Source organism: Pseudomonas sp. SORT22 (assembly GCF_018417635.1).
GTDB lineage: Bacteria > Pseudomonadota > Gammaproteobacteria > Pseudomonadales > Pseudomonadaceae > Aquipseudomonas.
The window spans coordinates 5,096,317-5,120,952 of the sequence record NZ_CP071007.1 but is presented as its reverse complement, the minus strand read 5'-3'; the positions used below and the strand labels follow the sequence as shown (position 1 = coordinate 5,120,952).

25 protein-coding genes and 1 tRNA gene are annotated in these 24,636 nt (G+C 62.7%); 10 read left to right on the top strand and 16 right to left on the bottom strand.

The window, feature by feature from the left end; genetic code table 11:
• Nucleotides 1–72 precede the first annotated feature (72 nt).
• The gene (locus JYG36_RS23540; RefSeq protein WP_093387925.1) at nt 73–1,242 is read left to right on the top strand and encodes an MFS transporter; all 1,170 of its coding nucleotides are present in this window, start codon (nt 73–75) and stop codon (nt 1,240–1,242) included.
• Nucleotides 1,243–1,255: 13 nt separating this feature from the next.
• Here JYG36_RS23540 and ppk2 read toward each other — a convergent pair whose 3' ends face one another.
• The 9 genes from ppk2 to JYG36_RS23495 all read right to left on the bottom strand — a co-directional run bounded on the left by ppk2 (nt 1,256) and on the right by JYG36_RS23495 (nt 9,033).
• Complete coding sequence (gene ppk2 / locus JYG36_RS23535) at nt 1,256–2,065, bottom strand: polyphosphate kinase 2 (protein ID WP_213602461.1); 810 nt, start codon at nt 2,063–2,065, stop codon at nt 1,256–1,258.
• A gap of 146 nt (nt 2,066–2,211) precedes the next feature.
• The gene (gene ychF / locus JYG36_RS23530) at nt 2,212–3,312 is read right to left on the bottom strand and encodes a redox-regulated ATPase YchF (protein WP_045195968.1); all 1,101 of its coding nucleotides are present in this window, start codon (nt 3,310–3,312) and stop codon (nt 2,212–2,214) included.
• A 21-nt stretch (nt 3,313–3,333) separates the two neighbouring features.
• Nucleotides 3,334–3,918, bottom strand: a complete 585-nt coding sequence (gene pth, locus JYG36_RS23525; protein ID WP_038997179.1) for an aminoacyl-tRNA hydrolase — start codon at nt 3,916–3,918, stop codon at nt 3,334–3,336.
• 77 nt (nt 3,919–3,995) lie between these two features.
• Nucleotides 3,996–4,595 (bottom strand): 50S ribosomal protein L25/general stress protein Ctc, encoded by a 600-nt coding sequence (locus JYG36_RS23520; RefSeq protein ID WP_045195970.1) that lies wholly within the window; start codon nt 4,593–4,595, stop codon nt 3,996–3,998.
• Nucleotides 4,596–4,732: 137 nt separating this feature from the next.
• Nucleotides 4,733–5,674, bottom strand: coding sequence for a ribose-phosphate pyrophosphokinase (locus JYG36_RS23515; protein ID WP_010225730.1), 942 nt, complete (start codon nt 5,672–5,674; stop codon nt 4,733–4,735).
• Nucleotides 5,675–5,722: 48 nt separating this feature from the next.
• Nucleotides 5,723–5,797: transfer RNA gene (locus JYG36_RS23510), tRNA-Gln, on the bottom strand.
• A gap of 34 nt (nt 5,798–5,831) precedes the next feature.
• Nucleotides 5,832–6,683: a 4-(cytidine 5'-diphospho)-2-C-methyl-D-erythritol kinase gene (gene ispE / locus JYG36_RS23505; RefSeq protein ID WP_045195972.1), complete on the bottom strand. Its 852-nt coding sequence runs from the start codon at nt 6,681–6,683 to the stop codon at nt 5,832–5,834.
• 3 nt (nt 6,684–6,686) lie between these two features.
• A complete protein-coding gene (gene lolB / locus JYG36_RS23500; protein ID WP_045195974.1) occupies nt 6,687–7,304 on the bottom strand; it encodes a lipoprotein insertase outer membrane protein LolB in 618 nt (205 codons plus the stop codon).
• A 4-nt stretch (nt 7,305–7,308) separates the two neighbouring features.
• Nucleotides 7,309–9,033 (bottom strand): tetratricopeptide repeat protein, encoded by a 1,725-nt coding sequence (locus JYG36_RS23495; RefSeq protein ID WP_213602459.1) that lies wholly within the window; start codon nt 9,031–9,033, stop codon nt 7,309–7,311.
• Nucleotides 9,034–9,209: 176 nt separating this feature from the next.
• Between JYG36_RS23495 and hemA the strand changes: the two genes are divergently transcribed.
• From hemA to JYG36_RS23465, 6 genes are all read left to right on the top strand, one after another.
• The gene (gene hemA, locus JYG36_RS23490) at nt 9,210–10,487 is read left to right on the top strand and encodes a glutamyl-tRNA reductase (protein ID WP_045195978.1); all 1,278 of its coding nucleotides are present in this window, start codon (nt 9,210–9,212) and stop codon (nt 10,485–10,487) included.
• Complete coding sequence (gene prfA / locus JYG36_RS23485) at nt 10,484–11,566, top strand: peptide chain release factor 1 (RefSeq protein ID WP_045195980.1); 1,083 nt, start codon at nt 10,484–10,486, stop codon at nt 11,564–11,566. The genes hemA and prfA overlap by 4 nt, the downstream gene beginning before the upstream one ends.
• Nucleotides 11,567–12,397 carry a peptide chain release factor N(5)-glutamine methyltransferase gene (gene prmC, locus JYG36_RS23480; RefSeq protein WP_045195982.1) on the top strand — a complete coding sequence of 277 codons (831 nt, stop codon included), beginning with the start codon at nt 11,567–11,569 and terminating at the stop codon, nt 12,395–12,397.
• A complete protein-coding gene (locus JYG36_RS23475; protein ID WP_093387931.1) occupies nt 12,391–13,146 on the top strand; it encodes a molybdopterin-synthase adenylyltransferase MoeB in 756 nt (251 codons plus the stop codon). The genes prmC and JYG36_RS23475 overlap by 7 nt, the downstream gene beginning before the upstream one ends.
• Nucleotides 13,139–13,939 carry a glutamate racemase gene (murI, locus tag JYG36_RS23470; RefSeq protein WP_093387934.1) on the top strand — a complete coding sequence of 267 codons (801 nt, stop codon included), beginning with the start codon at nt 13,139–13,141 and terminating at the stop codon, nt 13,937–13,939. Before JYG36_RS23475 ends, murI begins: the two co-directional genes overlap by 8 nt.
• A 115-nt stretch (nt 13,940–14,054) precedes the next feature.
• Nucleotides 14,055–14,573, top strand: coding sequence for an acyloxyacyl hydrolase (locus JYG36_RS23465; protein WP_093387937.1), 519 nt, complete (start codon nt 14,055–14,057; stop codon nt 14,571–14,573).
• 24 nt (nt 14,574–14,597) lie between these two features.
• Here JYG36_RS23465 and JYG36_RS23460 read toward each other — a convergent pair whose 3' ends face one another.
• The 5 genes from JYG36_RS23460 to JYG36_RS23440 form a co-directional block, all read right to left on the bottom strand.
• Entirely contained in the window at nt 14,598–15,320 is a 723-nt protein-coding gene (locus tag JYG36_RS23460; RefSeq protein WP_249744378.1) for an SDR family NAD(P)-dependent oxidoreductase, read from the bottom strand.
• Nucleotides 15,317–16,759 carry a deoxyribodipyrimidine photo-lyase gene (phrB, locus tag JYG36_RS23455; protein WP_213602457.1) on the bottom strand — a complete coding sequence of 481 codons (1,443 nt, stop codon included), beginning with the start codon at nt 16,757–16,759 and terminating at the stop codon, nt 15,317–15,319. The genes JYG36_RS23460 and phrB overlap by 4 nt, the downstream gene beginning before the upstream one ends.
• 9 nt (nt 16,760–16,768) lie before the next feature.
• On the bottom strand, nt 16,769–17,674 hold the full coding sequence (locus JYG36_RS23450; protein ID WP_213602455.1) for a MerR family transcriptional regulator: 906 nt from the start codon (nt 17,672–17,674) through the stop codon (nt 16,769–16,771).
• Nucleotides 17,664–18,632, bottom strand: a complete 969-nt coding sequence (locus tag JYG36_RS23445; protein WP_045195997.1) for a YbgA family protein — start codon at nt 18,630–18,632, stop codon at nt 17,664–17,666. The genes JYG36_RS23450 and JYG36_RS23445 overlap by 11 nt, the downstream gene beginning before the upstream one ends.
• 155 nt (nt 18,633–18,787) lie before the next feature.
• Nucleotides 18,788–19,774, bottom strand: a complete 987-nt coding sequence (locus JYG36_RS23440) for an NAD(P)/FAD-dependent oxidoreductase (protein WP_045195999.1) — start codon at nt 19,772–19,774, stop codon at nt 18,788–18,790.
• Between the two features lie 186 nt (nt 19,775–19,960).
• On the opposite strand from JYG36_RS23440, the gene JYG36_RS23435 reads away from it, so the two are divergent.
• Nucleotides 19,961–20,866, top strand: a complete 906-nt coding sequence (locus tag JYG36_RS23435) for a TIGR01777 family oxidoreductase (RefSeq protein WP_093387946.1) — start codon at nt 19,961–19,963, stop codon at nt 20,864–20,866.
• Between the two features lie 13 nt (nt 20,867–20,879).
• Nucleotides 20,880–21,893, top strand: a complete 1,014-nt coding sequence (gene hemH / locus JYG36_RS23430) for a ferrochelatase (RefSeq protein WP_045196002.1) — start codon at nt 20,880–20,882, stop codon at nt 21,891–21,893.
• Between the two features lie 62 nt (nt 21,894–21,955).
• On the opposite strand, the gene JYG36_RS23425 is transcribed toward hemH, so the two are convergent.
• Together JYG36_RS23425 and upp are read right to left on the bottom strand one after the other, a co-directional pair.
• A complete protein-coding gene (locus tag JYG36_RS23425; protein ID WP_093387948.1) occupies nt 21,956–23,230 on the bottom strand; it encodes a uracil-xanthine permease family protein in 1,275 nt (424 codons plus the stop codon).
• A 2-nt stretch (nt 23,231–23,232) separates the two neighbouring features.
• Nucleotides 23,233–23,871, bottom strand: coding sequence for a uracil phosphoribosyltransferase (upp, locus tag JYG36_RS23420; protein WP_045196006.1), 639 nt, complete (start codon nt 23,869–23,871; stop codon nt 23,233–23,235).
• Between the two features lie 164 nt (nt 23,872–24,035).
• Here upp and JYG36_RS23415 point away from each other — a divergent pair, with 164 nt between their 5' ends.
• Entirely contained in the window at nt 24,036–24,593 is a 558-nt protein-coding gene (locus JYG36_RS23415; protein ID WP_010225758.1) for a hypoxanthine-guanine phosphoribosyltransferase, read from the top strand.
• Nucleotides 24,594–24,636: the final 43 nt, after the last annotated feature.

Genomic DNA, 24,636 nt, shown 5'->3' with positions numbered 1-24,636 from the left:
ATCTTATTACGGTCATGTATGCGCCTGCGCAGGTGCGATGTGGTGCTTTGCGCCGGTGAGTTCGGAGTGGTGATGAATACGCGTTTGTTGCTGGGCTTGTTGTTTGCGGTTTCGGTAGTCGGTTTCAGCCTCGGGGCGAGTTTGCCATTGGTGTCGCTGCGTTTGCTCGACGCAGGTGCCAGTACCTTGCAGATCGGTATCGTCTCGGCCATTCCGGCGGCGGGGATGATGCTCTCGGCGTTCATGGTCGATGCCTGCTGCCGGCACCTGACCCGGCGCACCATCTACCTGCTGTGTTTCGGCCTGTGCACCTTGAGCATCGGCCTGCTCGAATGGGGCTTCTCCTCGCTCTACCTGCTTGCCCTGTTGCGCCTGGCGCTGGGGATCGGCATGGGCATTGCCATCATTCTCGGCGAGTCGTGGGTCAACGAGCTGAGCCCGGAACACAACCGCGGCAAGATCATGGCCCTGTACGCCACCGCCTTTACCGGCTTCCAGATGCTCGGCCCGGCGATGCTGGCGCTGCTCGGCGCGCAGAGCACCTGGGTGACCACGGTGGTGACAGGTTGCTATGGCCTGGCGCTGCTGTGCATCGTGCTGACGGTGCCCAATGACCACGTCGAGCATGGCGAGGAGGGCGGCAAGAGCTTTTCACTGGCGGGCTTTTTCCGCGTGGCGCCGGCCTTGTGCATGGGCGTGCTGTTCTTCTCGTTCTTCGATGCGGTGATCCTTTCGCTGCTGCCGGTGTATGCCACCAACCATGCCTACGCCGTGGGCGTCGCAGCGTTGATGGTGACAGTGATTCTTACCGGCGACATGCTCTTCCAGTTGCCGATCGGCTGGTTGGCCGACCGCTGCGAGCGCACCACCGTACACCTGGTGTGCGGTGTGGTGGCGATGCTGATCGGCCTGGCGCTGCCATGGCTGATCGGTATGCAATGGCTGCTGTGGCCGGCCTTGGTGGTGCTCGGCGCGGTGGCCGGTGGGGTCTATACCCTGGCGTTGGTGCTGATCGGCCAGCAGTTCAAGGGCCAGGACCTGGTCACTGCCAACGCCAGCGTCGGCCTGCTCTGGGGTGTCGGCAGCCTGCTCGGGCCGCTGCTCAGTGGTGCGGCCATGGACGTCGCTCCCCATGGCCTGCCGATGGCGCTGACGGCCATGGCCGCGCTGTTCGTGGTATTCGCCCGCAGCGCCCGGCGCCGGGCCTTCCGCGCCCAGCGTGCCGGGCAGGGTGCTGCCTAGCACGCATGGCGCTTCAGAAGCGCTCAGGCACCATGCGCGAGGTGTAGCGGGTGCTTTTGTAGCGGCCGATCTTGCCGCGCTTGGGCAGCTCGATCTTCTGTTTGTGGGTGATGTCCTCGTAGGGCACCTGCTTGAGAAAGTGGCTGATGATGTTCAGGCGCACCCGCCGCTTGTCTTCGGAAACCGCCACATACCAGGGGGCCCAGGAGGTATCGGAGGCGGCGAACATGTCATCCCGTGCGCGGGTGTAGTCGTCCCAGCGGGTGAAGGACTTGAGGTCCATCGGCGTCAGCTTCCAGATCTTGCGCCCGTCGGTAATGCGCTCCTTAAGGCGCCGCTCCTGCTCTTGAGGACTGACTTCCAGCCAGTACTTGACCAGCACGATGCCGGACTCGACCAGCATCTTCTCGAACGATGGCACCACTGACAGGAACTTGCCGGACTGCTCTTCGGTACAAAAGCCCATCACCCGCTCGACGCCGGCGCGGTTGTACCAGCTGCGGTCGAAGATCACCACTTCGCCGGCCGAGGGCATGTGCTGTATGTAGCGCTGGGCGTACATCTGGCTTTTTTCCCGTTCGGTCGGTGCTGGCAGCGCCACCACGCGAAACACCCGCGGGCTGACGCGCTCGGTGATGGCCTTGATGGTGCCGCCCTTGCCGGCGCCGTCGCGGCCTTCGAAGACAATACAGACCTTCAAACCCTTGGCCACCACCCACTGCTGCAACTTGACCAGCTCGATGTGCAGGGCCTTGAGGGCTTGCTCGTATTCTTTACGGGGGAGGCGTTCGCTGCTGTCTTGCTTTTCCTTTTTCTTAGCCATGCGCCGATACCTGATCTGTGGACAAGAGCCGTTTGAATGCGGCTTTGAGTATAGATCCAGGTATTGGCCCGCGTTTGCTCATGGCGCAGGCAAAGAAAAACCCCTTGAGGCATGACCTCAAGGGGCTTCGGGCTGCTGGCAGCGGGTCAGACGTTGAAGCGGAAGTGCATCACGTCACCGTCCTTGACGATGTAGTCCTTGCCTTCCAGACGCCATTTACCGGCTTCTTTCGCGCCGCTTTCACCCTTGTACTGGATGAAGTCGTCGTAGGCGACCACTTCGGCACGGATGAAGCCTTTCTCGAAGTCGGTGTGGATCACGCCGGCCGCCTGCGGGGCGGTGGCGCCGACGCGCACGGTCCAGGCGCGGACTTCCTGCACGCCGGCAGTGAAGTAGGTCTGCAGGTTGAGCAGCGAGTAACCGGCGCGGATCACGCGGTTCAGGCCTGGCTCTTCGAGGCCCAGGGCTTCGAGGAACATGTCCTTCTCTTCACCGTCGTCGAGCTCGGCGATCTCGGCTTCGATCTTGTTGCACACCGGCACCACGATCGCACCTTCTTCTTCGGCAATGGCCTTGACCACGTCCAGGTGCGGGTTGTTGTCGAAACCGTCTTCGGCAACGTTGGCGATGTACATCACAGGCTTGCTGGTCAGCAGGTGGAAGCCGCGGATCAGGGCCTTCTCGTCGTCTGCCATGTTCTTCATCAGGCTGCGCGCAGGCTTGCCTTCGGTGAAGTGCGGGATCAGTTTTTCGAGGATGGCTTTCTGCGCCAGGGCGTCCTTGTCACCACCCTTGGCGTTGCGCGCAACCTTCTGCAGTTGCTTCTCGCAGCTGTCGAGGTCGGCGAAGATCAGTTCCAGGTCGATGATCTCGATGTCGCGCTTGGGGTTGACGCTGTTGGAGACGTGAATCACGTTCTCGTCTTCGAAGCAGCGCACCACGTGGGCGATGGCGTCGGTCTCGCGGATGTTGGCGAGGAACTTGTTGCCCAGGCCTTCACCTTTCGAGGCACCGGCAACCAGGCCGGCGATGTCGACGAATTCCATGGTGGTCGGCAGCACGCGGTTCGGCTTGACGATGGCCGCCAGCGCGTCCAGGCGTGCATCGGGCATCGGCACGATGCCGCTGTTCGGCTCGATGGTGCAGAACGGGAAGTTCTCGGCGGCGATGCCGGATTTGGTCAGGGCGTTGAACAGGGTGGACTTGCCGACGTTGGGCAGGCCGACGATGCCGCAATTGAAACCCATGGTGAATCCCTCTTCGTGGAGTCAGGCCTTTTGGCTGTGCAGCTCTCTCATCGCACGCGTCCAGTCGCCGGCGAGGATGTCCGGCAGCACGCCGAGGGCAAAATCGATACTGGCGTCCAGCTTCTCCTGCTCGGCGCGTGGCGCCTTGCCGAGGACGAAACCGGAGACCCTGCTGCTGTCACCCGGGTGGCCGATGCCAAGCCGCAGACGGTGAAAGTCATTCTGGTTGCCGAGCTGGGCGATGATGTCGCGCAGCCCGTTGTGCCCGCCATGGCCGCCGCCCTTTTTGAGCTTGGCGACGCCGGGAGGCAGGTCGAGTTCGTCGTGGGCCACCAGGATGGCATCTGGCGGGATGCGGAAAAAGTTCGCCAGTGCAGCAACGGCCTGGCCGCTGCGGTTCATGTAGGTGGTCGGGATCAGCAGACGAACGTCGTTGCCCTGATGGCTGAATTTAGCCGTCAGGCCGAAATACTTGCGGTCAGCGGTCAGGTTGACGCGCTGGGCGCTGGCAATGCGTTCTACGAAAAGAGCCCCTGCGTTATGCCGGGTCTGTTCGTATTCGGGGCCGGGGTTTCCCAGGCCGACGATCAGTTGGATGGCGGTCACGTCAGGGGCTCTTCCTTGGAGTTGTGGGTTACAGTGCGGGGCACTGTAACCCGGTCAACGCCGGCGTGCTGAGTAGATTACTCGGCAGCGCCTTCTGCAGCTTCAGGCGCAACACGCGGAGCGTGAACGTTGGCAACAGCCAGGTCGTTACCGTGAGCCAGAGCGACGAACTCGACGCCTTTCGGAGCTTTGAGGTCCGACAGGTGGATGATCGCGCCGACTTCGGCGTTGGCCAGGTCGACTTCGATGAACTCAGGCAGGTCTTTGGCTTCGCAGGAAACTTCGATCTCGTTGACAACGTGGGAGATCTCGCCGCCTTTCTTGACCGGAGCTTCTTCGTTGACGAAGTGCACAGGTACTTTGGCGGTCAGTTTCTGGCCAGCAACAACGCGGACGAAGTCAGCGTGCAGGATGAACTGCTTGGCTGGGTGACGCTGCATCGCTTTGACAACGACGTTTTCTTTCTTGCCGTCGATGTTCAGCTCGATAACGTGGCTGTAGGCAGCTTCGTTTTCGAACAGTTTGGCGATTTCCTTGGCCACGATGGTCAGGGATTGAGCTTCTTTGTCACCACCGTAAACAACGGCAGGGATCTGGGCGGCGAGACGACGCAGGCGGCGGCTCGCACCTTTCCCCAGGTCGGTACGCGCTTGGGCGTTCAGAGTGAAATCAGTCATTTTGTATCTCCAAAATAGCCATCTCCCGCAGGCGTTTGCGACCAGCGCCAAACGGGGTGGGCAAAAAAGCCCCGCCCCAACAACAGGTGTTGGGGCGGGGCGCTTTTCGTCAACGAGAGGTTCGCGAGGGAAAACCCTCAGCGGAACATCGCGCTGATCGATTCTTCATTGCTGATGCGGCGAACCGCCTCGGCAACAACCGGTGCAATATCCAGTTGGCGGATACGGTCACAGGCTTGTGCTGCAGCGGACAGCGGGATGGTGTTGGTCACCACCAGTGCGTCCAGCACGGAGTTCTCGATATTCTCGATCGCCCGACCCGAGAGGACAGGGTGCGTGCAGTAGGCGTAAACCTTGGCAGCGCCGTGTTCTTTCAGGGCCTTGGCCGCGTGGCACAGGGTGCCGGCGGTGTCGACCATGTCGTCGACGAGAATACAGGTACGTCCTTCGACGTCGCCGATGATATGCATCACTTCGGAGTGATTGGCCTTTTCACGGCGTTTGTCGATGATACCCAGATCGACACCCAGGGACTTGGCAACAGCACGTGCACGCACGACGCCGCCGATGTCCGGGGACACGATCATGAGGTTCTCGAAACGCTGGTCTTCGATGTCATCCACCAGAACGGGGGAGCCGTAGATGTTATCTACCGGAATATCGAAGAAACCCTGGATCTGGTCAGCGTGCAGGTCGACAGTGAGAACACGGTCGATACCGACGACGGTGAGCATGTCAGCGACGACTTTGGCGCTGATAGCAACACGCGCCGAACGCGGACGGCGATCCTGGCGGGCATATCCGAAGTAAGGAATCACGGCAGTGATTCGGGAAGCTGAGGAGCGGCGGAAGGCATCGGCCATCACTACCAGTTCCATCAGGTTATCGTTGGTTGGCGCGCAAGTCGGCTGAATGATGAAAACGTCCTTACCACGAACATTTTCATTAATCTCAGTGCTGATTTCGCCGTCGGAGAATTTGCCGACAGAAACATCACCCAGTGGGATATGCAGCTGACGTACGACACGCCGAGCCAGATCGGGGTTAGCGTTCCCCGTAAAGACCATCATCTTGGACACGCGCAGTACCTGAAGGCTGAGGGTATACCTGGATGAGTATAAGGAAAATGGCAGGGGCGGCTGGATTCGAACCAACGCATGGCAGGATCAAAACCTGCTGCCTTACCGCTTGGCGACGCCCCTGTATCTGTTGCTGCGAGCACCTGGTGCTCGATTCCTAGAGCAGACTCTGCAGCGTGCGATGCAACATCGAAACGTTGCTTCCCTTAGCTACAAACCCTGTTTGGGTCTCTGCAAGAAGGGCCAAAACTTTATCAGCTTCAGCTTTGTTTGGGAAGGCCCCAAACACACAACTTCCAGTTCCGGTAAGCCGAGCCTCAGTGAATTCGTTTAACAAATTCAATGAATTGCGTACCTCTGGGTAACGCTGCTCTACCACCGGTTGGCAGTCATTTCGACTGTTTCCCTTGGGAACGGGGCGCATCTTAAGGGGCAAGGAATCACGTGTCAACAGCGGATCTGAAAAAATTTCTGCTGTGCTAACAAATACTTGCGGGACCAGCACGACATACCAGGGCTCTTCGGGGTCGACCGGGGTCAGCTTCTCGCCCACGCCCTCGGCGAACGCCGCATGGCCGCGGACGAAAACCGGCACGTCGGCGCCCAGGGTCAGGCCCAGTTCAGCCAGCTGGTCTTCGCTCAAGCCCAGTTGCCATAAATGGTTGAGGCCGAGCAGGGTAGTGGCGGCGTCGGAGCTGCCGCCGCCAATGCCGCCGCCCATGGGCAGGATTTTTTTCAGCCAGATATCCACGCCCTTGTCGCAGCCGGTCAGGGCCTTGAGCTTGCGCGCGGCCTTGACGATCAGGTTGCTTTCATGGGGGACGTTGTCGATCTCGCTGTGCAGGCGCACTTCACCGTCTTCGCGCAGGGCGAAAGACAGCTCGTCGGCATGCTCGAGAAACTGGAACAGGGTTTCCAGCTCATGGTAGCCATCGGCGCGGCGGCCAAGAATGTGCAGCATCAGGTTGAGCTTGGCCGGGGCCGGCAGGGTCAGGGTTGCAGTGTTCATTGATCAGTGGCCCAGTTGCCGTGGTTGCCAGTCTTTGACCACCAGGGTCACGTCGAGGTTTTGCCCGTGCAGCTTGATCCGCTCGGGCAGCCAGTAGCCGTTCTGTTCGGCGTAGCTCAGGTATTGCACGTCCCAGCCGTCCTGCTTGAGGCTGGCCAGGCGGCTGTCGCCGTCGAGGGTCAGCTGGCTCTTGCTGTCGGGGGCGGGCAGGCCGCGAATCCACCAGACCAGGTGCGACACCGGCAGCTCCCAGCCCAGTTGTTCGGCCAGCAGGGCTTCCGGGCTTTGCGCCTCGAAGCGGCCCTGGTTGGCGACCTCGAGGGTGACGCCGCCGGGGCGCCCGGTCAGGCGTGCAGCGCCGCGGCCGAGCGGGCCGGACAGGCGGATGTCGTAGTAGTCCTGGCGCTGCAGCCAGAACAGCGTGCCGCTGCCGGAGTCTTTCGGCGCGCGGATGCCGACCTTGCCGTTGATCTGCCAGCCATCGAGGGTGCTCAGCTGTTGCTTGTGCTCGCGCCACAGCTGGGGGTTGCCTTCGCCCCGCAGGGCCTCACGGGAGCCGAAGCCGGCACAACCGGCAAGCAGGGCAATCAGGCAGAAGGTGATGCAGTGGCGCAAAAACATAGGCTTATAGAGTCTCGGATCCGGTCAGGCGCAGGACGGTCTTGCGCAGGATAGGGCTGTCGGGCTGGGCTTCGAAACCTTTGGCCCAGACCTGGCGGGCTTCGCGGCGCTTGCCGTTGGCCCAGAGCACTTCACCCAGGTGGGCAGCGACTTCGTGATCGGGGAAACGCTCGATGGCCTGGCGCAGCAGGCGCTCGGCTTCGTCGAGGTTGCCCATGCGGTAGTTGACCCAGCCGAGGCTGTCGAGCACCGCCGGATCGTCCGGGGTGATCTGGTGCGCCTTGTCGATCAGGGTCTTGGCTTCGGCATAACGGCTGGTGCGGTCAGCCAGGGTGTAGCCCAGGGCGTTGAGGGCCATGGCGTTTTCCGGCTCGCGGCTGATGATGCTGCGCAGGTCTTTTTCCATCTGCGCCAGGTCGTTGCGTTTTTCCGCCAGCATGGCCCGGGTGTACAGCAGGTTAAGGTCGTCCGGGTATTGCTTGATCGCTTGCTGCAGCACCTGCTCGGCCTGGGCGTCCTTGTCGTTGTTGCCCAGGGCTTCGGCTTCGATCAGGTACAGCTGGATGGCGTAGTCGGGCTGGGCTTCGCGGGCTGCGGCCAGGCGCCGCGAGGCCTCGGCGCTGCGGCCGTTGGCAATGAGGATGTCGGCCTGGCGCAGTTGCGCTGGCAGATAGTCGTTGCCGGGGCCGACCAGGGCGTACTCGTTGAGGGCGCTTTCGGGGTCGTTGCGTTCTTCATGGATGCGCCCCAGGTTCAGGTGCGCGGCATCGACATGGCTGTCGCGGGCGATCAGCTCTTCGAGGTAGCCGGCGCCTTCGTCCCAGTCCTTGGTTTCCAGGCTGACCAGGGCCAGCGAGTAACGCAGTTCATCGTCGTCCGGGTATTGCTGGACCAGGCTGACAAACTCGGCCTTGGCATCGGCCAGGCGATCCTGCTCGACCAGCATGCGCGCGTAGGTCAGGCGCAGGCGTTTGTCGTCCGGGTACTGGCGAATGGTTTTCTGCAGCAGCGGCAGGGCCTCTTTGCCGCGGTCCAGGCCTTGCAGCAGGCGCGCGCGCAGCAGCACCGGGGCAATCTCGCCGGCTTCGGGCGGGTGTTCTTCGAGCAGGTCGAGGGCCGCCTGGGCCTTGCCATCCTGTTGCAGCAGCAGGGCCTTGCCGAACACCAGCTGACCGTTGTCAGGGTACTTCACCAACAGACGATCGAAACTGTTTTGCAGGCCGGTGCGGGTGTCCGGGTCGGTTTCCAGTGCCGACAGGGCGAGGAAGTCGAAGTGGGTGTCGCCCTGGCCCTGAAGGACCTTTTCCATGTAGACCATGGACTCGTCATAGCGACCGCTGCGAGCCAGCTGGATGGCGGCGGCGCGCTGGGAGTCGAGGTTGCCGGGGTCGTTTTTCGCCCAGATCAGCGAGGTGTCGAGCGCGGCCTGGTCGGCGCCCAGGTATTCGGCGATGCGGTAGGCGCGTTCGGAAATACCCGGGTCCTGAGTCTTGATTGCCTGGCTGACGTAATTGTCCAGGGCGATATCGAAACGATCGCGCTGGCCGGCAAGTTCTGCGGTCAGCAGGCTGTACACGGTGTCCTGGCTGAACGATCCGTAGACGGTGGGCTTGGCCGGTTGCACCGGGGCGGCATCTGCAGGCGCCTTGGCATCCGGGGAATCCGGAGCCAGGGTCTGGCAGCCCTGGAGCAAGGCAAGGGCAAGGAGCAACGCGTAGGATCTATTCATAATCGGGATTTGGGCGGCTTACCAGCGGTCGGATCATCATGACACAAGCGCCGGGGCAAACCCATAAGCGAAGGTCTCGGTAGGGGTAGACTATAGAGACAATAGCGAGCGGTGGTTGTTCTGCGCTCTGCGAAGTAGGACAATTATCGGCTTCTCGTCACAATCAGCGACCTTGCATGGCCTTTCTTGCCCTCGGTATCAACCATAAGACTGCCTCGGTAGACGTACGCGAGCGCGTGGCGTTTACCCCTGAGCAGCTGGTGGACGCCTTGCAGCAGCTCTGCCGACTGACCGCCAGCCGCGAAGCCGCGATCCTTTCGACCTGCAACCGCAGCGAGCTTTATATAGAGCAGGACCACCTGGCTGCGGAGAGCATCCTGCGCTGGCTGGCCGAATATCATCAACTGAGCCTGGATGAACTGCGCGCCAGCGCCTACATCCATGAAGATCACGATGCCGTGCGGCACATGATGCGGGTGGCCTCCGGGCTCGACTCGCTGGTGCTGGGCGAGCCGCAGATCCTCGGCCAGATGAAGTCGGCCTATGCCGTGGCGCGCGAAGCCGGAACCATCGGCCCGCTGCTCGGGCGGCTGTTCCAGGCGACCTTCAGCGCTGCCAAGCAGGTGCGTACCGATACCGCCATCGGCGAAAACCCGGTGTCGGTGGCCTTTGCCGCCGTGAGCCTGGCCAAGCAGATCTTCAGCGACCTGGGCCGCAGCCAGGCGCTACTGATCGGCGCCGGTGAAACCATCACCCTGGTCGCCCGCCATCTGCACGAGCAGGGCGTGCGGCGCATCGTCGTCGCCAACCGCACCCTGGAGCGCGCCAGCACCCTGGCCGAGCAGTTCGGCGCCCATGCGGTGCTGCTGGCCGACATTCCCCAGGAGCTGGTCAACAGCGATATCGTCATCAGCTCCACCGCCAGCCAGTTGCCGATCCTCGGCAAGGGTGCGGTGGAAAGCGCCCTGAAGCAGCGCCGGCACAAGCCGATCTTCATGGTCGACATCGCCGTGCCGCGCGATATCGAGCCACAGGTGGGCGAGCTCGATGACGTTTACCTGTACACCGTCGATGACCTGCACGAAGTGGTCGCCGAGAATCTCAAGAGCCGCCAGGGTGCTGCCCAGGCCGCTGAAGAGCTGGTCTCGGTGGGCGCCGAAGATTTCATGCTGCGCCTGCGCGAGCTGGCCGCGGTGGATGTACTCAAGGCTTACCGTCAGCAGAGCGAGCGCCTGCGCGACGAAGAGCTGCAAAAGGCCCAGCGCCTGCTGGCCAATGGCGCCAGTGCCGATGAGGTGCTGGTGCAACTGGCCCGTGGCCTGACCAACAAGCTGTTGCATGCGCCCAGCGTGCAACTGAAAAAGCTCTCTGCCGAAGGCCGCCTCGATGCGCTGGCCATGGCCCAGGAACTCTTTGCCCTCTCCGAGGGTTCGACGGATAAAACCCCGCAATGAAAGCGTCGCTGCTGAATAAACTGGACACGCTCCAGGACCGTTTCGAGGAACTGACCGCCCTGCTGGGCGATGCCGAGGTCATTTGCGACCAGACGCGCTTTCGCGCCTATTCCCGTGAATACGCTGAAGTCGAGCCGGTCGCCGTCGCCTACGCCCAGTGGCGCAAGGTCCAGGATGATCTGGCCGGCGCCCAGGCGCTGCTCAAGGACAGCGACCCGGACCTGCGCGAAATGGCCGTGGAAGAAGTGCGCGAAGCCAAGGAGCAACTGGCGCAGCTGGAAAACCAGCTGCAGCGCATGTTGCTGCCCAAGGACCCCAACGACGGGCGCAACGTGTTCCTGGAAATCCGCGCCGGTACCGGTGGTGACGAGGCGGCGATCTTTTCCGGCGACCTGTTCCGCATGTATTCGCGCTATGCCGAAAAGCGCGGCTGGCGCCTGGAAATTCTCTCGGAGAACGAGGGCGAACACGGCGGCTACAAGGAAATCATTGCCCGGGTCGAAGGCGACAGCGTCTACGGCAAGTTGAAATTCGAGTCCGGTGCCCACCGCGTCCAGCGTGTACCCGAGACCGAATCCCAGGGCCGCATTCACACCTCGGCCTGCACCGTGGCGGTGCTGCCGGAGCCGGACGAGCAGGTGGCGATCGAGATCAACCCGGCGGACCTGCGTGTCGACACCTACCGTGCCTCCGGTGCCGGTGGTCAGCACATTAACAAGACTGACTCGGCAATCCGCATCACCCACTTGCCCACCGGCATTGTCGTCGAGTGCCAGGAAGAACGTTCCCAGCACAAGAACCGTGCCCGGGCGATGTCCTGGCTGTCGGCCAAGCTCAACGACATCCAGACCAGCGCGGCGCAGAATGCCATGGCCAGCGAGCGCAAGCTGCTGGTCGGCTCGGGTGACCGTTCCGAACGAATTCGTACCTACAACTATCCACAGGGGCGGGTGACCGATCACCGCATCAACCTGACCCTGTATTCCCTGGATGACGTTCTGGCCGGTGGGGTCGACGCGGTAATCGAGCCGTTGCTGGCCGAGTACCAGGCGGATCAACTGGCGGCACTGGGTGAGTAAATGACGATTATTGCCAGCTTGCTCCGCGGTGCGGAGCTGCCGGATTCGCCGACCGCGCGTCTGGATATCGAACTGCTGTTGGCGGCGGCCATCGGCAAGTCGCGCAGCTACCTGCACACCTGGCCGGAGCGGATTGTCAGCAGCGAAGCGGCGTTGACCTTTGCCGACTACCTGCAGCGCCGCCGCGCCGGTGAGCCGGTGGCCTACATTCTGGGTCAGCAGGGGTTCTGGAACCTCGACCTGGAAGTGGCCCCGCATACCTTGATCCCGCGTCCGGAAACCGAGCTGCTGGTGGAAACCGCCCTGCAGTTGCTGCCGGGTAGTGCGGTCAAGCTGCTCGACCTGGGCACCGGCACCGGGGCGATTGCCCTGGCCCTGGCCAGTGAGCGCCCGTTGTGGCAGGTCACCGCGGTCGACCGCGTGCTCGAAGCCGTGGCCCTGGCCGAGCGCAACCGCCAGCGCCTGCAACTGAACAACGTCAACGTGCGCAGCAGCCACTGGTTCGATGCCTTGGCTGGCGAGCGCTTTGACCTGATCATCAGCAACCCGCCGTACATTGCCGCCGCCGACCCGCACCTGGTGGCCGGTGACGTGCGCTTTGAGCCCAGCAGCGCGCTGGTCTCCGGCGAAGACGGCCTGGACGACCTGCGCTGCATCGTCAGCCAGGCGCCGGCGCACCTGGCGCCGGCTGGCTGGCTGCTGCTCGAACACGGTTACGACCAGGCCGCCGCCGTGCGCGAGCTGCTGGCCAGGCATGATTTCGAGCAGATCGAAAGCCGCCTCGACCTCAACGGCCACGAGCGCATCACCCTGGGGCGGCTGTCGTGCTGAGCGACCAGGAGCTGTTGCGCTACAGCCGGCAGATCCTCCTGGCGCAGGTGGATATCGACGGTCAGCTGCGGCTGAAAAACAGCAAGGCGCTGATCGTCGGCCTCGGCGGTCTCGGCTCGCCAGTGGCGCTGTACCTGGCGGCCGCCGGGGTTGGCGAATTGCACCTGGCCGACTTCGATACGGTGGATGTCACCAACCTGCAGCGCCAGGTCTTGCACGACAGTGCGTCGGTAGGCCTGAGCAAGGTTGATTCGGCGCTTGCCCGGCTCACCGCGATCAACCCGCAAATCACCCTCAAAGCGCATCGCCGCGCGCTGGATGAGGACTCCCTGGCTGAAGCGGTCAAGGCCGTGGACCTGGTGCTCGATTGCTCGGACAACTTCACTACCCGCGAAGCGGTCAATGCTGCCTGCGTCGCCCACGGCAAACCGCTGGTCAGCGGCGCGGCGATTCGCCTGGAAGGGCAGTTGTCGGTGTTCGACCCGCGTAACCCGCTAAGCCCCTGCTACCACTGCCTGTACGGGCACGGCAGCGAAGCCGAACTGACCTGCAGCGAAGCCGGCGTGTTGGGCCCGCTGGTGGGGCTGGTTGGCAGCCTGCAAGCACTTGAGGCGCTGAAGCTGCTGGCCGGTTTCGGCGAGCCGCTGGTGGGGCGCTTGCTGTTGATCGACGCCCTTGGCAGCCGCTTCCGTGAGCTGCGGGTCAAGCGCGACCCGGGCTGCAGCGTGTGTGGCGAGCATCATGGCTGACGCTGCGGCGGCGCCGGTCGGCGTTTTCGATTCCGGAGTCGGCGGCCTGTCGGTACTGGCCGAGATCCAGCGCCTGCTGCCCGACGAGTCGCTGCTGTACGTCGGCGACTGCGGCTACATCCCCTATGGCGAGAAGTCGCCGGCGTTCATCCGCCAGCGCTGTCGCATGGTCGCCGAGTTCTTCCGCGAGCAAGGCGCCAAGGCCATGGTCCTGGCTTGCAACACCGCCACCGTGGCGGCGGTGGCAGATTTACGCGAACAGTATCCGCACTGGCCGATCGTCGGTATGGAGCCTGCGGTCAAACCCGCCGCTGCCGCGACCCGCAGCGGTGTGGTCGGCGTGCTGGCCACCACCGGCACCCTGCAAAGCGCCAAGTTCGTTGCCTTGCTCGATCGCTTTGCCAACGACATTCGCGTCGTCACCCAGCCTTGCCCGGGCCTGGTGGAGTGCATCGAGGCTGGCGACCTGAGCAGCCCGGTGGTGCGTGAGATGCTCCAGGGGTATGTAAAGCCCTTGCTCGACGCCGGCTGCGATACCCTGATCCTGGGCTGCACCCATTACCCCTTCCTCAAGCCTCTGCTGGCGCAAATGATCCCCGCCTCGGTGGCGATCATCGATACTGGCGCCGCCGTTGCCCGGCAATTGCAGCGCCTGTTGGGCGAGGGTGAATTGCTGGCTGCAGGACCGGCGCGCGATGCGCAATTCTGGACCAGTGCCAGCCCTGAACATTTGCGAAAGATCCTTCCAATGTTGTGGAATAAATCTGACAGTGTGCGAAGCTTTCCAATGTAAAAAAAGTGTGAAAAGCACTCAACATTGACTGAACTAACGCAACGCTGCCGATTTCTATTTATTGTCTGGTGAGACAGAAAAACCAACAACAGCATTAGGAAAAAGGACGTTTCTCATGAAGAAACTGCTTTGCTTGGCTGCTCTTGCAGCCGTTACCCTGGGGCAATCTTTCACAACTCAAGCAGCGGACGTGTCGTTCTCGGTCGGGCAGACCGGCGACTCGACCATGACCTATCGCCTCGGCCTGCAATCGAACTGGGATGTCAGTTGGTGGCAAACCAGCGTAGGCCGTATCACCGGCTATTGGGACGGTGCCTACACCTATTGGGATGGCGACGAGAAGTCGAGTAACCACAGCCTGTCGTTTGCGCCGGTGTTCGTTTACGAGTTCGCCGGTGAGTCGGTCAAACCCTATATCGAAGCCGGTATTGGTGTGGCCGCATTCTCCAGTACCGAAGTTGAAAGCAACAAACTCGGCTCTTCGTTCCAGTTCGAAGATCGCATCGGCTTTGGTTTGCGCTTTGCCGGCGGGCATGAAGTCGGCGTGCGGGCGATCCACTACTCCAACGCCGGGCTGCAAACGCCCAACGATGGGGTAGAAAGTTACGCGTTGCACTATCGCATGCCGCTCTGACCTGAAAGAGCACAGCCCTGTGTTTTACACAGGGCTTGCAGGTAGTTCGGGCAGTGGCCAGAGGCTGTTGAGGTTGAGGGCTTCGAGCAGTAGCTCGGGGGCGCGCTCTGGCAAACGCTGGATGATCACATCGGCAGCAGTTTCCGGCGTCCATTGTTCAGGTCGGACCTGAACCGCCAGCAGTGGCGTTTTCAACGCCTGCGGTGCGACCACGGTCAAGGCGATGCCTTTGCTCTCGAGCTTCTGACGCTCAGCGCGAAACACTTGTGTCAGGTTGTTGTCCGGGGTTGCCGGCTGGCTGGGCTCGTAGAGTTGCAGCGCCGAATAGCGGCTGAGCACAGCCAGCACCTGTGGCGCCTGGCCTTTTTCCAGCAGCGGCACTGCCACGTTCAAGCAATGAACCGAAGCGCTCAGGTTGCTGCTGGCGATGGCTTCGAAAATGGCCGTCGGCGGCAGGCCAGGGTCCAGGTAATCGCAGGTGCCGGCATTCACCAGCAGGCAATCGAGGGCGCCCCAGTGGGCCTGGAGTTGCTGGCCAGCGTGTGCGGCCTGCGTGCGATCATCGAGATTGCCGTCAAGCAAAAGCAACTGCTCGGGGTTGAGCTGCGAAAGGCCCTTGAGCTCGGGCGAAGGACGTCCGCTGGCAGCGACTTTCCAGCCCTGCTCAAGCAGTTGTTGCACCAGCGCCAGGCCCAGGCCGCTGCTTGCGCCGGTGACCCACACCTTGCGCGCGATGGGTTCGCTCACATGACTGCCCTCTCTTCCTGCCGCGTGGGTAAATTCCTGAATGCATTCAACGCACGTTGGCGACTGCTACCGAGGTCCACAATAGGCTGTGGATAATGATTAGTAGCAAAAAGATCGCCAGCTGGCACGGGATTGTGGATTTTTTTTTCATCCAGGTCGGCAAGCTCAGGCAGCCATTGCCGAATGAAATGCCCTGCGCTATCGAAACGCTGAGACTGGCTCACAGGGTTGAAAATGCGGAAATAGGGCGCTGCGTCGGTGCCGGTCGAAGCACTCCACTGCCAGCCGCCGTTGTTGGCGGCCAGGTCGCCATCAATCAGGTGGCGCATGAAAAAGCGCTCGCCCTCGCGCCAGTCGATCAGCAGGTTCTTGGTCAGGAACATGGCAACGATCATGCGCAGGCGGTTGTGCATCCAGCCGGTGGCAAGCAATTGGCGCATGGCCGCATCGATGATCGGGATGCCGGTCTGTCCTTGCTGCCAGGCCTTGAGTTCCTCCGGTGCATGGCGCCAGGGCAGGGCCTCGGTTTCCGGGCGGAAGGCACGGTGCATCGAGACCCGTGGATAGCCCACCAGGATGTGTTTGTAGAACTCGCGCCAGAGCAGCTCGTTGATCCAGGTCACCAGGCCGCGGTTGCCACTGTCGAACTCGCCGAAGTTGTGGTTCAGCGCGGCATGCAGGCACTGACGCGGCGATATCACCCCGGCGGCCAGGTAGGCTGACAGCTGGCTGGTGCCGGCGACGGCGGGGAGGTCGCGCTGATTCTGGTAGTCCTCGGCGCATTCGTCGATAAAGCGTTGCAGGCGCTGCTGTGCTTCTTCTTCACCGGCAGGCCAGAGCTCGCGCAAGGCCTGCGCAGGGTGTGGGAAACCGGCTACCTCAACGGGAACCGGATCGCTGGCAACAGCCGTCGGCGCTTGCGCCCTGATTGGGTTGACCAAGGGTGGCACGCCCAGGTGCAGGCGTTCGTAACAAACTTTGCGAAACTGGCTGAAGACCTGAAAGTAGCTGGCGCTGCGGGTCAGGATGCTGCCTGGGCGGAACAGTAACTGGTCAAGATAGCCGTGCGCGGCAATACCGTGCTCGCCCAAGGCAGCCTGCACCGCCTGGTCGCGGGCGCTTTCATTGACGCCATATTCCTCGTTGAAGTGCAGCGCCTGCACCTGATGCTCCTGGCACAGCTGCAGCAAGACCTGCGGTGCCTGCTGCCAGGTGTCGGCGTAGCGGATCAGCAGGGGGATGTTCAACTGCGCCAGTGCCGCACGCAGGCTTTGCAGATTGCGCAACCAGAAGTCGACCTTGCACGGTGCATCGTCATGGGCCTGCCACTGCCCAGGGCTGAGCAGCCATACCGCCAGGGTCGGGCCGCGTTCGCAGGCTGCTGCCAGTGCAGTGTTGTCAATTACGCGCAGGTCGCTGCGCAGCCAGATCAGTTGCATGCTGTTTGGTTACCCTTGAAGGTGAAATTCAGGCTGTTCGCCCCTGAGTTGGCGCAGGCACTGAAGCGCCGCCTGGGGCGAATCGAGGACAAACAGCGTCTCGTCCGTCCAGGCTTGCAGGGCATGCTTATGAATGCTGACTGCGCGGCCGCACAGGAGTTTCGGAATTTCGATGTCGGCCAGGTTTCTTTGTAAGCGGGCGATGTCCAGCGACTTGTCGATGCTCAGCAGCAACGCCCATGGCCGCAACTGGGCGACCGCCAGGCTCAGCTCGTTGCCCGGTGGTGGCCAGTCGAAGACCTGCACCGGGTAACCGGCATTGCTGGCCAGCCAGGCCGTCAGCCACAGCCGTGGGTCGAAGGCCAGGTCAGAGCCGTTTACCAGCAGCAAGGGGGCGCCGCCGAGCTGATGGTTGTTGTGATAGACCCGCGCCCCGAGCTTGCTGCGTAGCCACGAGAAAAAGAACACCTGCTCAAGGCCAGTGGCGAATTGGCCCTGCCAGCGCAGTTCGAGGTCGGCAAGCAGCGGCATCAACAGCTGTTCACAGAGGGTTGCCGCCGGGTACAGGGCCATGGCCTGGTTCAGCTGCTGCTCAAGCCGGCGCTCGGCGAGGGCGGCGATGGCTTCCTTGAGTTGCTCGCGCAGGGCCTGCCAGTCGCTGCCGGCCGGCGCCGGTGACTCCCCCGGGTTGGCTTGCAGCAAGGCTTTGACCTGGCTGACCGCTGCGCCCCGGTCAAGCCAGGTGAGGATCTGCTGAATACGCTGGACGTCTTCCTGGCTGTAGAGGCGATGCCCCTTGCCGGTGCGTTGCGGCACGATCAAGCCGTAACGACGCTCCCACGCACGCAGGGTGACCGGGTTGATACCGGTCAGGCGCGTCACCTCGCGGATCGGCAACAAGGCTTCAGATGGCATTGCGCAGGCTCAGGTTTTCCGGGTGCGGTTGCAAGTACACCTGCTGCGCCAGGTAGGGGTCGGGATGGTTGCGCAAATGATGCTTGAGCAGGGTCAGCGGCACCACCAGCGGCACCACGCCGGCATGGTACTGGCTGATCAGTTGCTGGATTTCCTGCTTGTCGGCGCGGCTCAAGGCATCGCGCAGGTAACCGCTCAGGTGCAACAGTACATTGCTGTGGGTGCCACGGCTGGCGCAGCGGCTCAGGGCCTGGATCAACTGGCTGAAGTAACGCGGGGCGAGCAACTCGGGATCGTCGTCGCGGCCCATGCTGCCCAACAGCTTGCCCAGGACTTTGTACTGCTGCGGGTTGTGCGCCATCAGCTGGTACTTGTAGCGGGAATGAAACGCGATCAGGGCGCCGCGGCTGACGCCAGCGGCGATCAGCTGCTGCCAGTCGGCGTAGGCATATACCCGGGTGATGAAGTTCTCGCGCAGCACCGGATCGCAGAGCCTGCCATCTTCTTCCACCGGTAAATCGGGACGCTGCTCACAGAAGGCGGCGGCGAACAACCCGCGGCCGCCCTCGGGCGCTGGATAGCCATTGGCCTGATAGACCTTGACTCGCTCCAGGCCGCAGGAGGGGGATTTGTGCATGAAGATGTAGCCGCAAATATCGTCGAGATCCTTGGCCATCTGCTGCCCGTAAGCGCGCAACGGGCCGGACAGATCCAGGCCGGGGTCGCGGCTGCACACGGCCTGCGGGTCGGCAGGATCACCTACCAGGCGGATGGGGGCACGTGGCACGCCCAGGCCGATGGCGACTTCTGGGCAAACCGGGACCAAATCGAAGTGTTCGCTGAGGACCTCGTTGCACAGGCGCGAGGCTTTGTGGCCGCCGTTGAAACGCACTTCCTGGCCGATCAGACAGGCGCTGACAGCAATGCGGGGCTTGCGCGGCAGGTCACGAGCGTTCATGAACAGATCCTGAAAAATATTGTACAAATAAAGTTTTATGTACAGGTAAATCCCATCATAGGGGCAAACCTGTGCAAGTCAAACCACTTGTACAATTTTTGTGCAGGATGTCGAAAATGTCAGGCGGGGCTGAACAGGAGCAGCCCCGGCAGCTGTTACTCCAGATGCTCAAGCAGCCGACGGGCCGCTTCCTGGCCGCTGAGCCAAGCGCCTTCGACCCGGCCCGACAGGCACCAGTCGCCACAGGCATACAGGCCCAGGTCAGCGTCGGCCAGGGCGCCCCATTCGTGATTGCTGGCCGGGCGGGCATACAGCCAGCGGTGGGCGAGGGAGAAGTTCGGGGCGGGCACCACGCAGCCGACCAGCTCGGCGAAATCGCCCCACAGTTGCTCGATCACCGCCTCCTTGGGCAGGTCGATGTGCTGCTTGCTCCAGCTGGAAGTGGCATGCAACACCCAGGTGTCCATGTGTTCGTCGCGCCCGGGTTTGCTCCGGTTGCGCGCCAGCCAGTCGAGGGCGCTGCCTTGTACGAAGCAGCCTTGCATCGGGGTGTCGAGCGGGGTGTCGAACGCCAGGGCGATGGCCCAGGTCGGGTCCATCTGCACGCCGGCGGCAGTGGCGGCCAGCTTGGGCGCAGCACTGAGCAACTGGGTGGCCTGAGGCGCCGGCACGGCGACTACCACCCGGCTGAACGGCCCGTGGCTGCAGCCGTCGGTGTCCTGCAGGTGCCAGTACTTCTGGCCGCGATAGACTTCGGCAATACGGCAGCTGAAGTTTACCGTGACATCCTTGAGCAGGCCGCGGGTGATGGCGCTCATGCGCGGCACGCCAACCCAGCGCGTCTGCTCGTCGGGGGAGGGGCTCAGTACGCCATCCTGATAGTGATACAGCTGCGGCTTCCATTCGGCCGCCCAACCGGCCGCTACCCATTGCTGCAACTGGTCGACAAAGCGCCGGTCGCGGGCCGTGAAGTACTGGGCGCCGAGATCAAGGGCGCCGGCATCGCTGCGTTTGCTGGCCATGCGTCCGCCGCTGCCGTGGCCCTTGTCGAACAAATGAACGGTCTGCCCGGCCTTTTGCAACGCCTGGGCGGCGGACAGGCCGGCGATACCGGCCCCGATGATGGCAATAGGTACAGTCATGATGGCCTCTTCGAACCTAATGGTTGCAGACTACGCTGCCCGGCAAACCTGTACAATGCACGAATCCTGTATAAGATGATTCCGCTCGTTACCACAGGTTGGCCTATGTTTATCCGAGAGCGATCGGTCAAAAAAGTGCCTTGTTGTTAAAAATAGACCACTGGCGCGCCATGCGAGGACACAGCCATGCATATATTGCTGACCGGCGGTACCGGGTTGATCGGCCAACACCTGTGTCAGCACTGGCTGGCCCAGGGACATCGGCTGACGGTATGGAGTCGGCGCCCTGAACAGGTGGGCAAGTTGTGTGGCTCCGGGGTGCGTGGCATAGCCCGGCTCGATGAGCTGGCCGATGACGACGGCGTGGACGCGGTGATCAATCTGGCCGGCGCACCGATTGCCGACCGGCCCTGGAGCTCCAGCCGTCGCGCCTTGCTCTGGGCCAGTCGTATCACTTTGACCGAGCAATTGCTGGCCTGGTTGGAGAAGCGTCAGCAGCGCCCCGAGGTACTGATCTCGGGTTCGGCGGTAGGCTGGTATGGCGATGGTGGCGAGCGCGAACTCACCGAGGCTTCGCAGCCGGTCAAGGAGGATTTCGCCAGCCAGCTGTGCATCGCCTGGGAAGAAACCGCCATGGCCGCGCAACCGCTGGGGATTCGCGTGGTGCTGGTGCGTACCGGGCTGGTGCTGGCGAGCGAGGGCGGCTTTTTGTCGCGCCTGCGCCTGCCGTTCAAACTCGGGCTGGGCGGGCCTATCGGCGACGGTCGGCAGTGGATGCCGTGGATCCATATACACGACCAGATCGCCCTGATTGATTTTCTCTTGCAGCACAAGGATGCCAGCGGTCCTTATAATGCCTGCGCCCCGGAGCCGGTGCGCAACCGCGAGTTCGCCAGGCGTCTGGGCCGGGCCCTGCACCGCCCGGCATTGATGCCGATGCCGGCGCTGCTGCTCAAGGCCGGGCTGGGCGAATTGTCGACCTTGCTACTGGGCGGGCAACGGGCGCGGCCGGTACGTTTGCTGGCGGCCGGTTTTACCTTCCGCTTCAATGATCTGCAATCGGCCCTGGATGAACTGTCCAGGCGCCTCTGAAATAGGACGTTGCATGACCGATCACGCTTTGCTGCTGGTCAACCTGGGTTCACCGGCCTCCACCTCTGTCGCCGACGTGCGCCGGTACCTCAATCAGTTTCTCATGGACCCCTATGTCATCGACCTGCCGTGGCCGGTGCGGCGGCTGCTGGTGTCGCTGATCCTGATCAAGCGCCCGGAGCAATCGGCCCATGCCTATGCCTCGATCTGGTGGGACGAGGGTTCGCCGCTGGTGGTGCTGACCCGCCGCCTGCAGGCCGCAATGCGCGAGCAGTGGAGCCACGGCCCGGTGGAAATCGCCATGCGCTACGGCGAGCCTTCGTTGCCGACGGTGCTGACGCGCCTGGCCAGCCAGGGCGTGAAGAAGGTCACCTTGGCGCCGCTGTACCCGCAGTTTGCCGACAGCACCGTGACCACGGTCATCGAGCAGGCGAAACAGGTGATTGGCGAGCACAAGCTGCCGCTCGAGATGGCGATTCTGCAGCCGTTCTACGACAAGCCGGAATACATCGACGCCCTGGTAGCCAGCGCGCAGCCATACTTGCAGGAGGATTACGATCACCTGCTGCTCAGCTTCCATGGCCTGCCCGAGCGACACCTGAAAAAACTCGACCCCACCGGCAAGCATTGTTTCCAGGACGCCGATTGCTGCCGCACCGCTTCGCCCGAGGTGCTTGCGGTCTGCTATCGCGGCCAGTGCCTGCGCACCGCCCAGGCGTTCGCGCAGAAGATGGGCATCCCCGACGGCAAGTGGTCGGTGTCGTTCCAGTCAAGGCTGGGGCGGGCGAAGTGGATCGAGCCGTACACCGAAACGCGGTTGGACGAGCTGGGCAAGTCAGGGGTGAAAAAGCTGCTGGTAATGTGCCCGGCGTTTGTCGCCGATTGCATCGAGACCCTGGAAGAGATCGGTGACCGCGGGCGCGAGCAGTTTGTCGAGGCCGGCGGCGAAGAGCTGGTGCTGGTGCCGTGCCTGAATGATCACCCGCAGTGGGTGCAGGCGTTGAAGGGGATGTGCGAAGAGGCTTGAGGGCCTCATCGCGGGTCTAGCCCGCTCCCACAGACTGCTTGGGAGGGGGCTAGACCTTCAGATCAAGGCAACTGATCGTCCAGCGCCTTGTTCTTCCAGCTGTCGTTACCCGGCAGCAGCAGGTTCAAGGCAATAGCCACCACCGCGCACAGGGCGATGCCCTTCAGGCCCCAGTCATCGGGGCCTGTGCCGCTACCGATCAGCACGCCGCCGATACCGAACACCAGGGTTACCGACACGATCACCAGGTTGCGCGCTTCGCTGAGATCGATCTTGTGGCGGATCATGGTGTTCATGCCCACCGCCGCGATCGAGCCGAACAGCAGGCAGAGGATGCCGCCCATTACCGGCACCGGAATGCTCTGCAGCAGCGCGCCGAACTTGCCGATGAAGGCCAGGGTGATGGCAAAGATTGCCGCCCAGGTCATGATCTTCGGGTTGTAGTTCTTGGTCAGCATCACCGCGCCGGTCACTTCGGCGTAGGTGGTGTTGGGCGGCCCGCCGAACAGGCCGGCAGTGGTGGTGGCGATGCCGTCACCGAGCAGGGTGCGGTGCAGGCCAGGCTTTTTCAGGTAGTCGCGGCCGGTCACGCTGCCCACCGCAATCACCCCGCCGATGTGCTCGATCGCCGGCGCCAGGGCCACCGGTACGATGAACAGGATCGCCTGCCAGTTGAACGCTGGCGCGGTGAAGTGCGGCAGCGCCAGCCAGGGCGCGGCGGCGATCTTGGCGGTGTCGACCACGCCAAAGTAGAACGACAGGGCAAAGCCCACCAGCACCCCGGCAATGATCGGCACCAGGCGGAAGATACCCTTGCCGAACACCGCGACGATCAGGGTGGTCAGCAGCGCCGGCATGGAGATCATCATCGCGGTGCCGTACGGCAGCAGCTCGGCGCCGTCACCGGCCTTGCCCATGGCCATGTTGGCGGCAATCGGCGCCATTGCCAGGCCGATCGAGATGATCACCGGGCCGATCACCACCGGTGGCAGCAGGCGGTCGATAAAGCCGGTGCCTTTGATTTTTACCGCAAGGCCGAGGAAGGTGTAGACGAAGCCCGCCGCCATGACCCCGCCCATGGTCTCGGCCAGGCCGAACTGGCCCTTGGCGAGGATGATCGGAGTGATGAAAGCGAAACTCGAGGCCAGGAATACCGGCACCTGACGGCCGGTCACTATCTGAAACAGCAGAGTTCCCAAACCCGCCGTGAACAGCGCGACGTTGGGGTCGAGGCCGGTAATCAGCGGCATCAATACCAGCGCGCCAAAGGCGACGAAGAGCATCTGCGCGCCGGAGACGACCTGGCGCCAGAGCGGGTCGTTGAACTCATCCTGCATGTTCAGGCGTCCTTCTGCTTGGTACCGAAGATCTTGTCACCGGCATCGCCCAGGCCCGGGATGATGTAGCCGTGCTCGTTCAGGCACTGGTCGATCGAGGCAGTGTAGATCTGCACATCCGGGTGGGCTTTCTCGACCACGGCGATGCCTTCGGGGGCGGCAACCAGGACCATCGCGCGGATGTCCTTGCAACCGGCCTTTTTCAGCAGGTCGATGGTGGCGACCATCGAGGCGCCGGTGGCCAGCATCGGGTCGATGATCAGCGCCAGGCGCTCGTTGATCTCCGGGGCGAGTTTTTCCAGGTAGGTGTGCGCCTCGAGGGTCTCCTCGTTGCGGGCCACGCCCACGGCGCTGACCTTGGCGCCCGGGATCAGGCTGAGCACGCCGTCGAGCATGCCGATGCCGGCGCGCAGGATCGGTACTACAGTAATCTTCTTGCCGGCGATCTTCTCGACCTGGACCTTGCCGCACCAGCCGTCGATTTCGTAGCTTTCCAGCGGCAGGTCTTTGGTTGCTTCGTAGGTCAGGAGCGTGCCGACTTCCTGGGCGAGCTCGCGAAAGTTCTTGGTGCTGATGTCGGCGCGGCGCATCAGGCCGAGCTTGTGGCGGATCAGCGGATGGCGGATCTCACGGGTAGGCATAGGGAAAAGCTCCGGGGGGCGGGCAAAAAAACCGCGCTAGATTAATCTATTCAGCCATGCATGTCCTCAGACTTACTGGACGTTAGTCCAGAAATGCTTGATCTGATGCGACGGGATGCGTACCTTTGCCCGCTTTTCTCAATTGCCGCCCCTTGGAGAGCGCCATGTCCGCCGATCTCGAGCACATCCGTCAAGTCATGCGCGAGGCTGACTGCCTGCACACCGAAGCCGAAGTCGAGGCCGCCATCGCCCGCGTGGGCGCGCAAATCACCGAGGTGCTGGCCGACAGCAACCCGGTAGTGTTCTGTGTGATGAACGGCGGCCTGATCTTCGCCGGCAAACTGCTGACCCATCTGCAATTCCCGCTGGAATCGTCCTACCTGCACGCCACCCGCTACCGCAACCAGACCAGCGGCGGCGACCTGTTCTGGAAGGCCAAGCCGGAAGTCTCGTTTATCGATCGTGACGTGCTGATCATCGACGACATTCTTGACGAAGGTCATACCCTCAGCGCAATCATCGATTTCTGCAAGCATGCCGGTGCCCGCGCCGTGCACACTGCCGTGCTGATCGACAAGGACCACGACCGCAAGGCCAGCGCCGACCTCAAGGCCGACTTCTGCGGCTTGAGCTGTGTTGACCGCTATGTGTTCGGTTATGGCATGGACTACAAAGGCTACTGGCGCAACGCTAACGGTATCTACGCTGTAAAGGGTCTCTGAGGTCCACAGGCGGGGCCGGTCGACCCGGCTTGCCCCGTTTGCC

What these genes read in the sequence shown, in the direction of transcription:
- JYG36_RS23425 (WP_093387948.1), bottom strand. Translation starts at nt 23,230, where the DNA reads ATGCAGGATGAGTTCAACGACCCGCTCTGGCGCCAGGTCGTCTCCGGC.
- JYG36_RS23450 (WP_213602455.1), bottom strand. Translation starts at nt 17,674, where the DNA reads ATGCCATCTGAAGCCTTGTTGCCGATCCGCGAGGTGACGCGCCTGACC.
- JYG36_RS23540 (WP_093387925.1), top strand. Translation starts at nt 73, where the DNA reads ATGAATACGCGTTTGTTGCTGGGCTTGTTGTTTGCGGTTTCGGTAGTC.
- JYG36_RS23465 (WP_093387937.1), top strand. Translation starts at nt 14,055, where the DNA reads ATGAAGAAACTGCTTTGCTTGGCTGCTCTTGCAGCCGTTACCCTGGGG.
- hemA (WP_045195978.1), top strand. Translation starts at nt 9,210, where the DNA reads ATGGCCTTTCTTGCCCTCGGTATCAACCATAAGACTGCCTCGGTAGAC.
- JYG36_RS23445 (WP_045195997.1), bottom strand. Translation starts at nt 18,632, where the DNA reads ATGAACGCTCGTGACCTGCCGCGCAAGCCCCGCATTGCTGTCAGCGCC.
- JYG36_RS23520 (WP_045195970.1), bottom strand. Translation starts at nt 4,595, where the DNA reads ATGACTGATTTCACTCTGAACGCCCAAGCGCGTACCGACCTGGGGAAA.
- murI (WP_093387934.1), top strand. Translation starts at nt 13,139, where the DNA reads ATGGCTGACGCTGCGGCGGCGCCGGTCGGCGTTTTCGATTCCGGAGTC.
- ppk2 (WP_213602461.1), bottom strand. Translation starts at nt 2,065, where the DNA reads ATGGCTAAGAAAAAGGAAAAGCAAGACAGCAGCGAACGCCTCCCCCGT.
- JYG36_RS23495 (WP_213602459.1), bottom strand. Translation starts at nt 9,033, where the DNA reads ATGAATAGATCCTACGCGTTGCTCCTTGCCCTTGCCTTGCTCCAGGGC.
- prfA (WP_045195980.1), top strand. Translation starts at nt 10,484, where the DNA reads ATGAAAGCGTCGCTGCTGAATAAACTGGACACGCTCCAGGACCGTTTC.
- JYG36_RS23440 (WP_045195999.1), bottom strand. Translation starts at nt 19,774, where the DNA reads ATGACTGTACCTATTGCCATCATCGGGGCCGGTATCGCCGGCCTGTCC.
- ychF (WP_045195968.1), bottom strand. Translation starts at nt 3,312, where the DNA reads ATGGGTTTCAATTGCGGCATCGTCGGCCTGCCCAACGTCGGCAAGTCC.
- lolB (WP_045195974.1), bottom strand. Translation starts at nt 7,304, where the DNA reads ATGTTTTTGCGCCACTGCATCACCTTCTGCCTGATTGCCCTGCTTGCC.
- prmC (WP_045195982.1), top strand. Translation starts at nt 11,567, where the DNA reads ATGACGATTATTGCCAGCTTGCTCCGCGGTGCGGAGCTGCCGGATTCG.
- phrB (WP_213602457.1), bottom strand. Translation starts at nt 16,759, where the DNA reads ATGCAACTGATCTGGCTGCGCAGCGACCTGCGCGTAATTGACAACACT.
- JYG36_RS23435 (WP_093387946.1), top strand. Translation starts at nt 19,961, where the DNA reads ATGCATATATTGCTGACCGGCGGTACCGGGTTGATCGGCCAACACCTG.
- ispE (WP_045195972.1), bottom strand. Translation starts at nt 6,683, where the DNA reads ATGAACACTGCAACCCTGACCCTGCCGGCCCCGGCCAAGCTCAACCTG.
- upp (WP_045196006.1), bottom strand. Translation starts at nt 23,871, where the DNA reads ATGCCTACCCGTGAGATCCGCCATCCGCTGATCCGCCACAAGCTCGGC.
- JYG36_RS23415 (WP_010225758.1), top strand. Translation starts at nt 24,036, where the DNA reads ATGTCCGCCGATCTCGAGCACATCCGTCAAGTCATGCGCGAGGCTGAC.
- hemH (WP_045196002.1), top strand. Translation starts at nt 20,880, where the DNA reads ATGACCGATCACGCTTTGCTGCTGGTCAACCTGGGTTCACCGGCCTCC.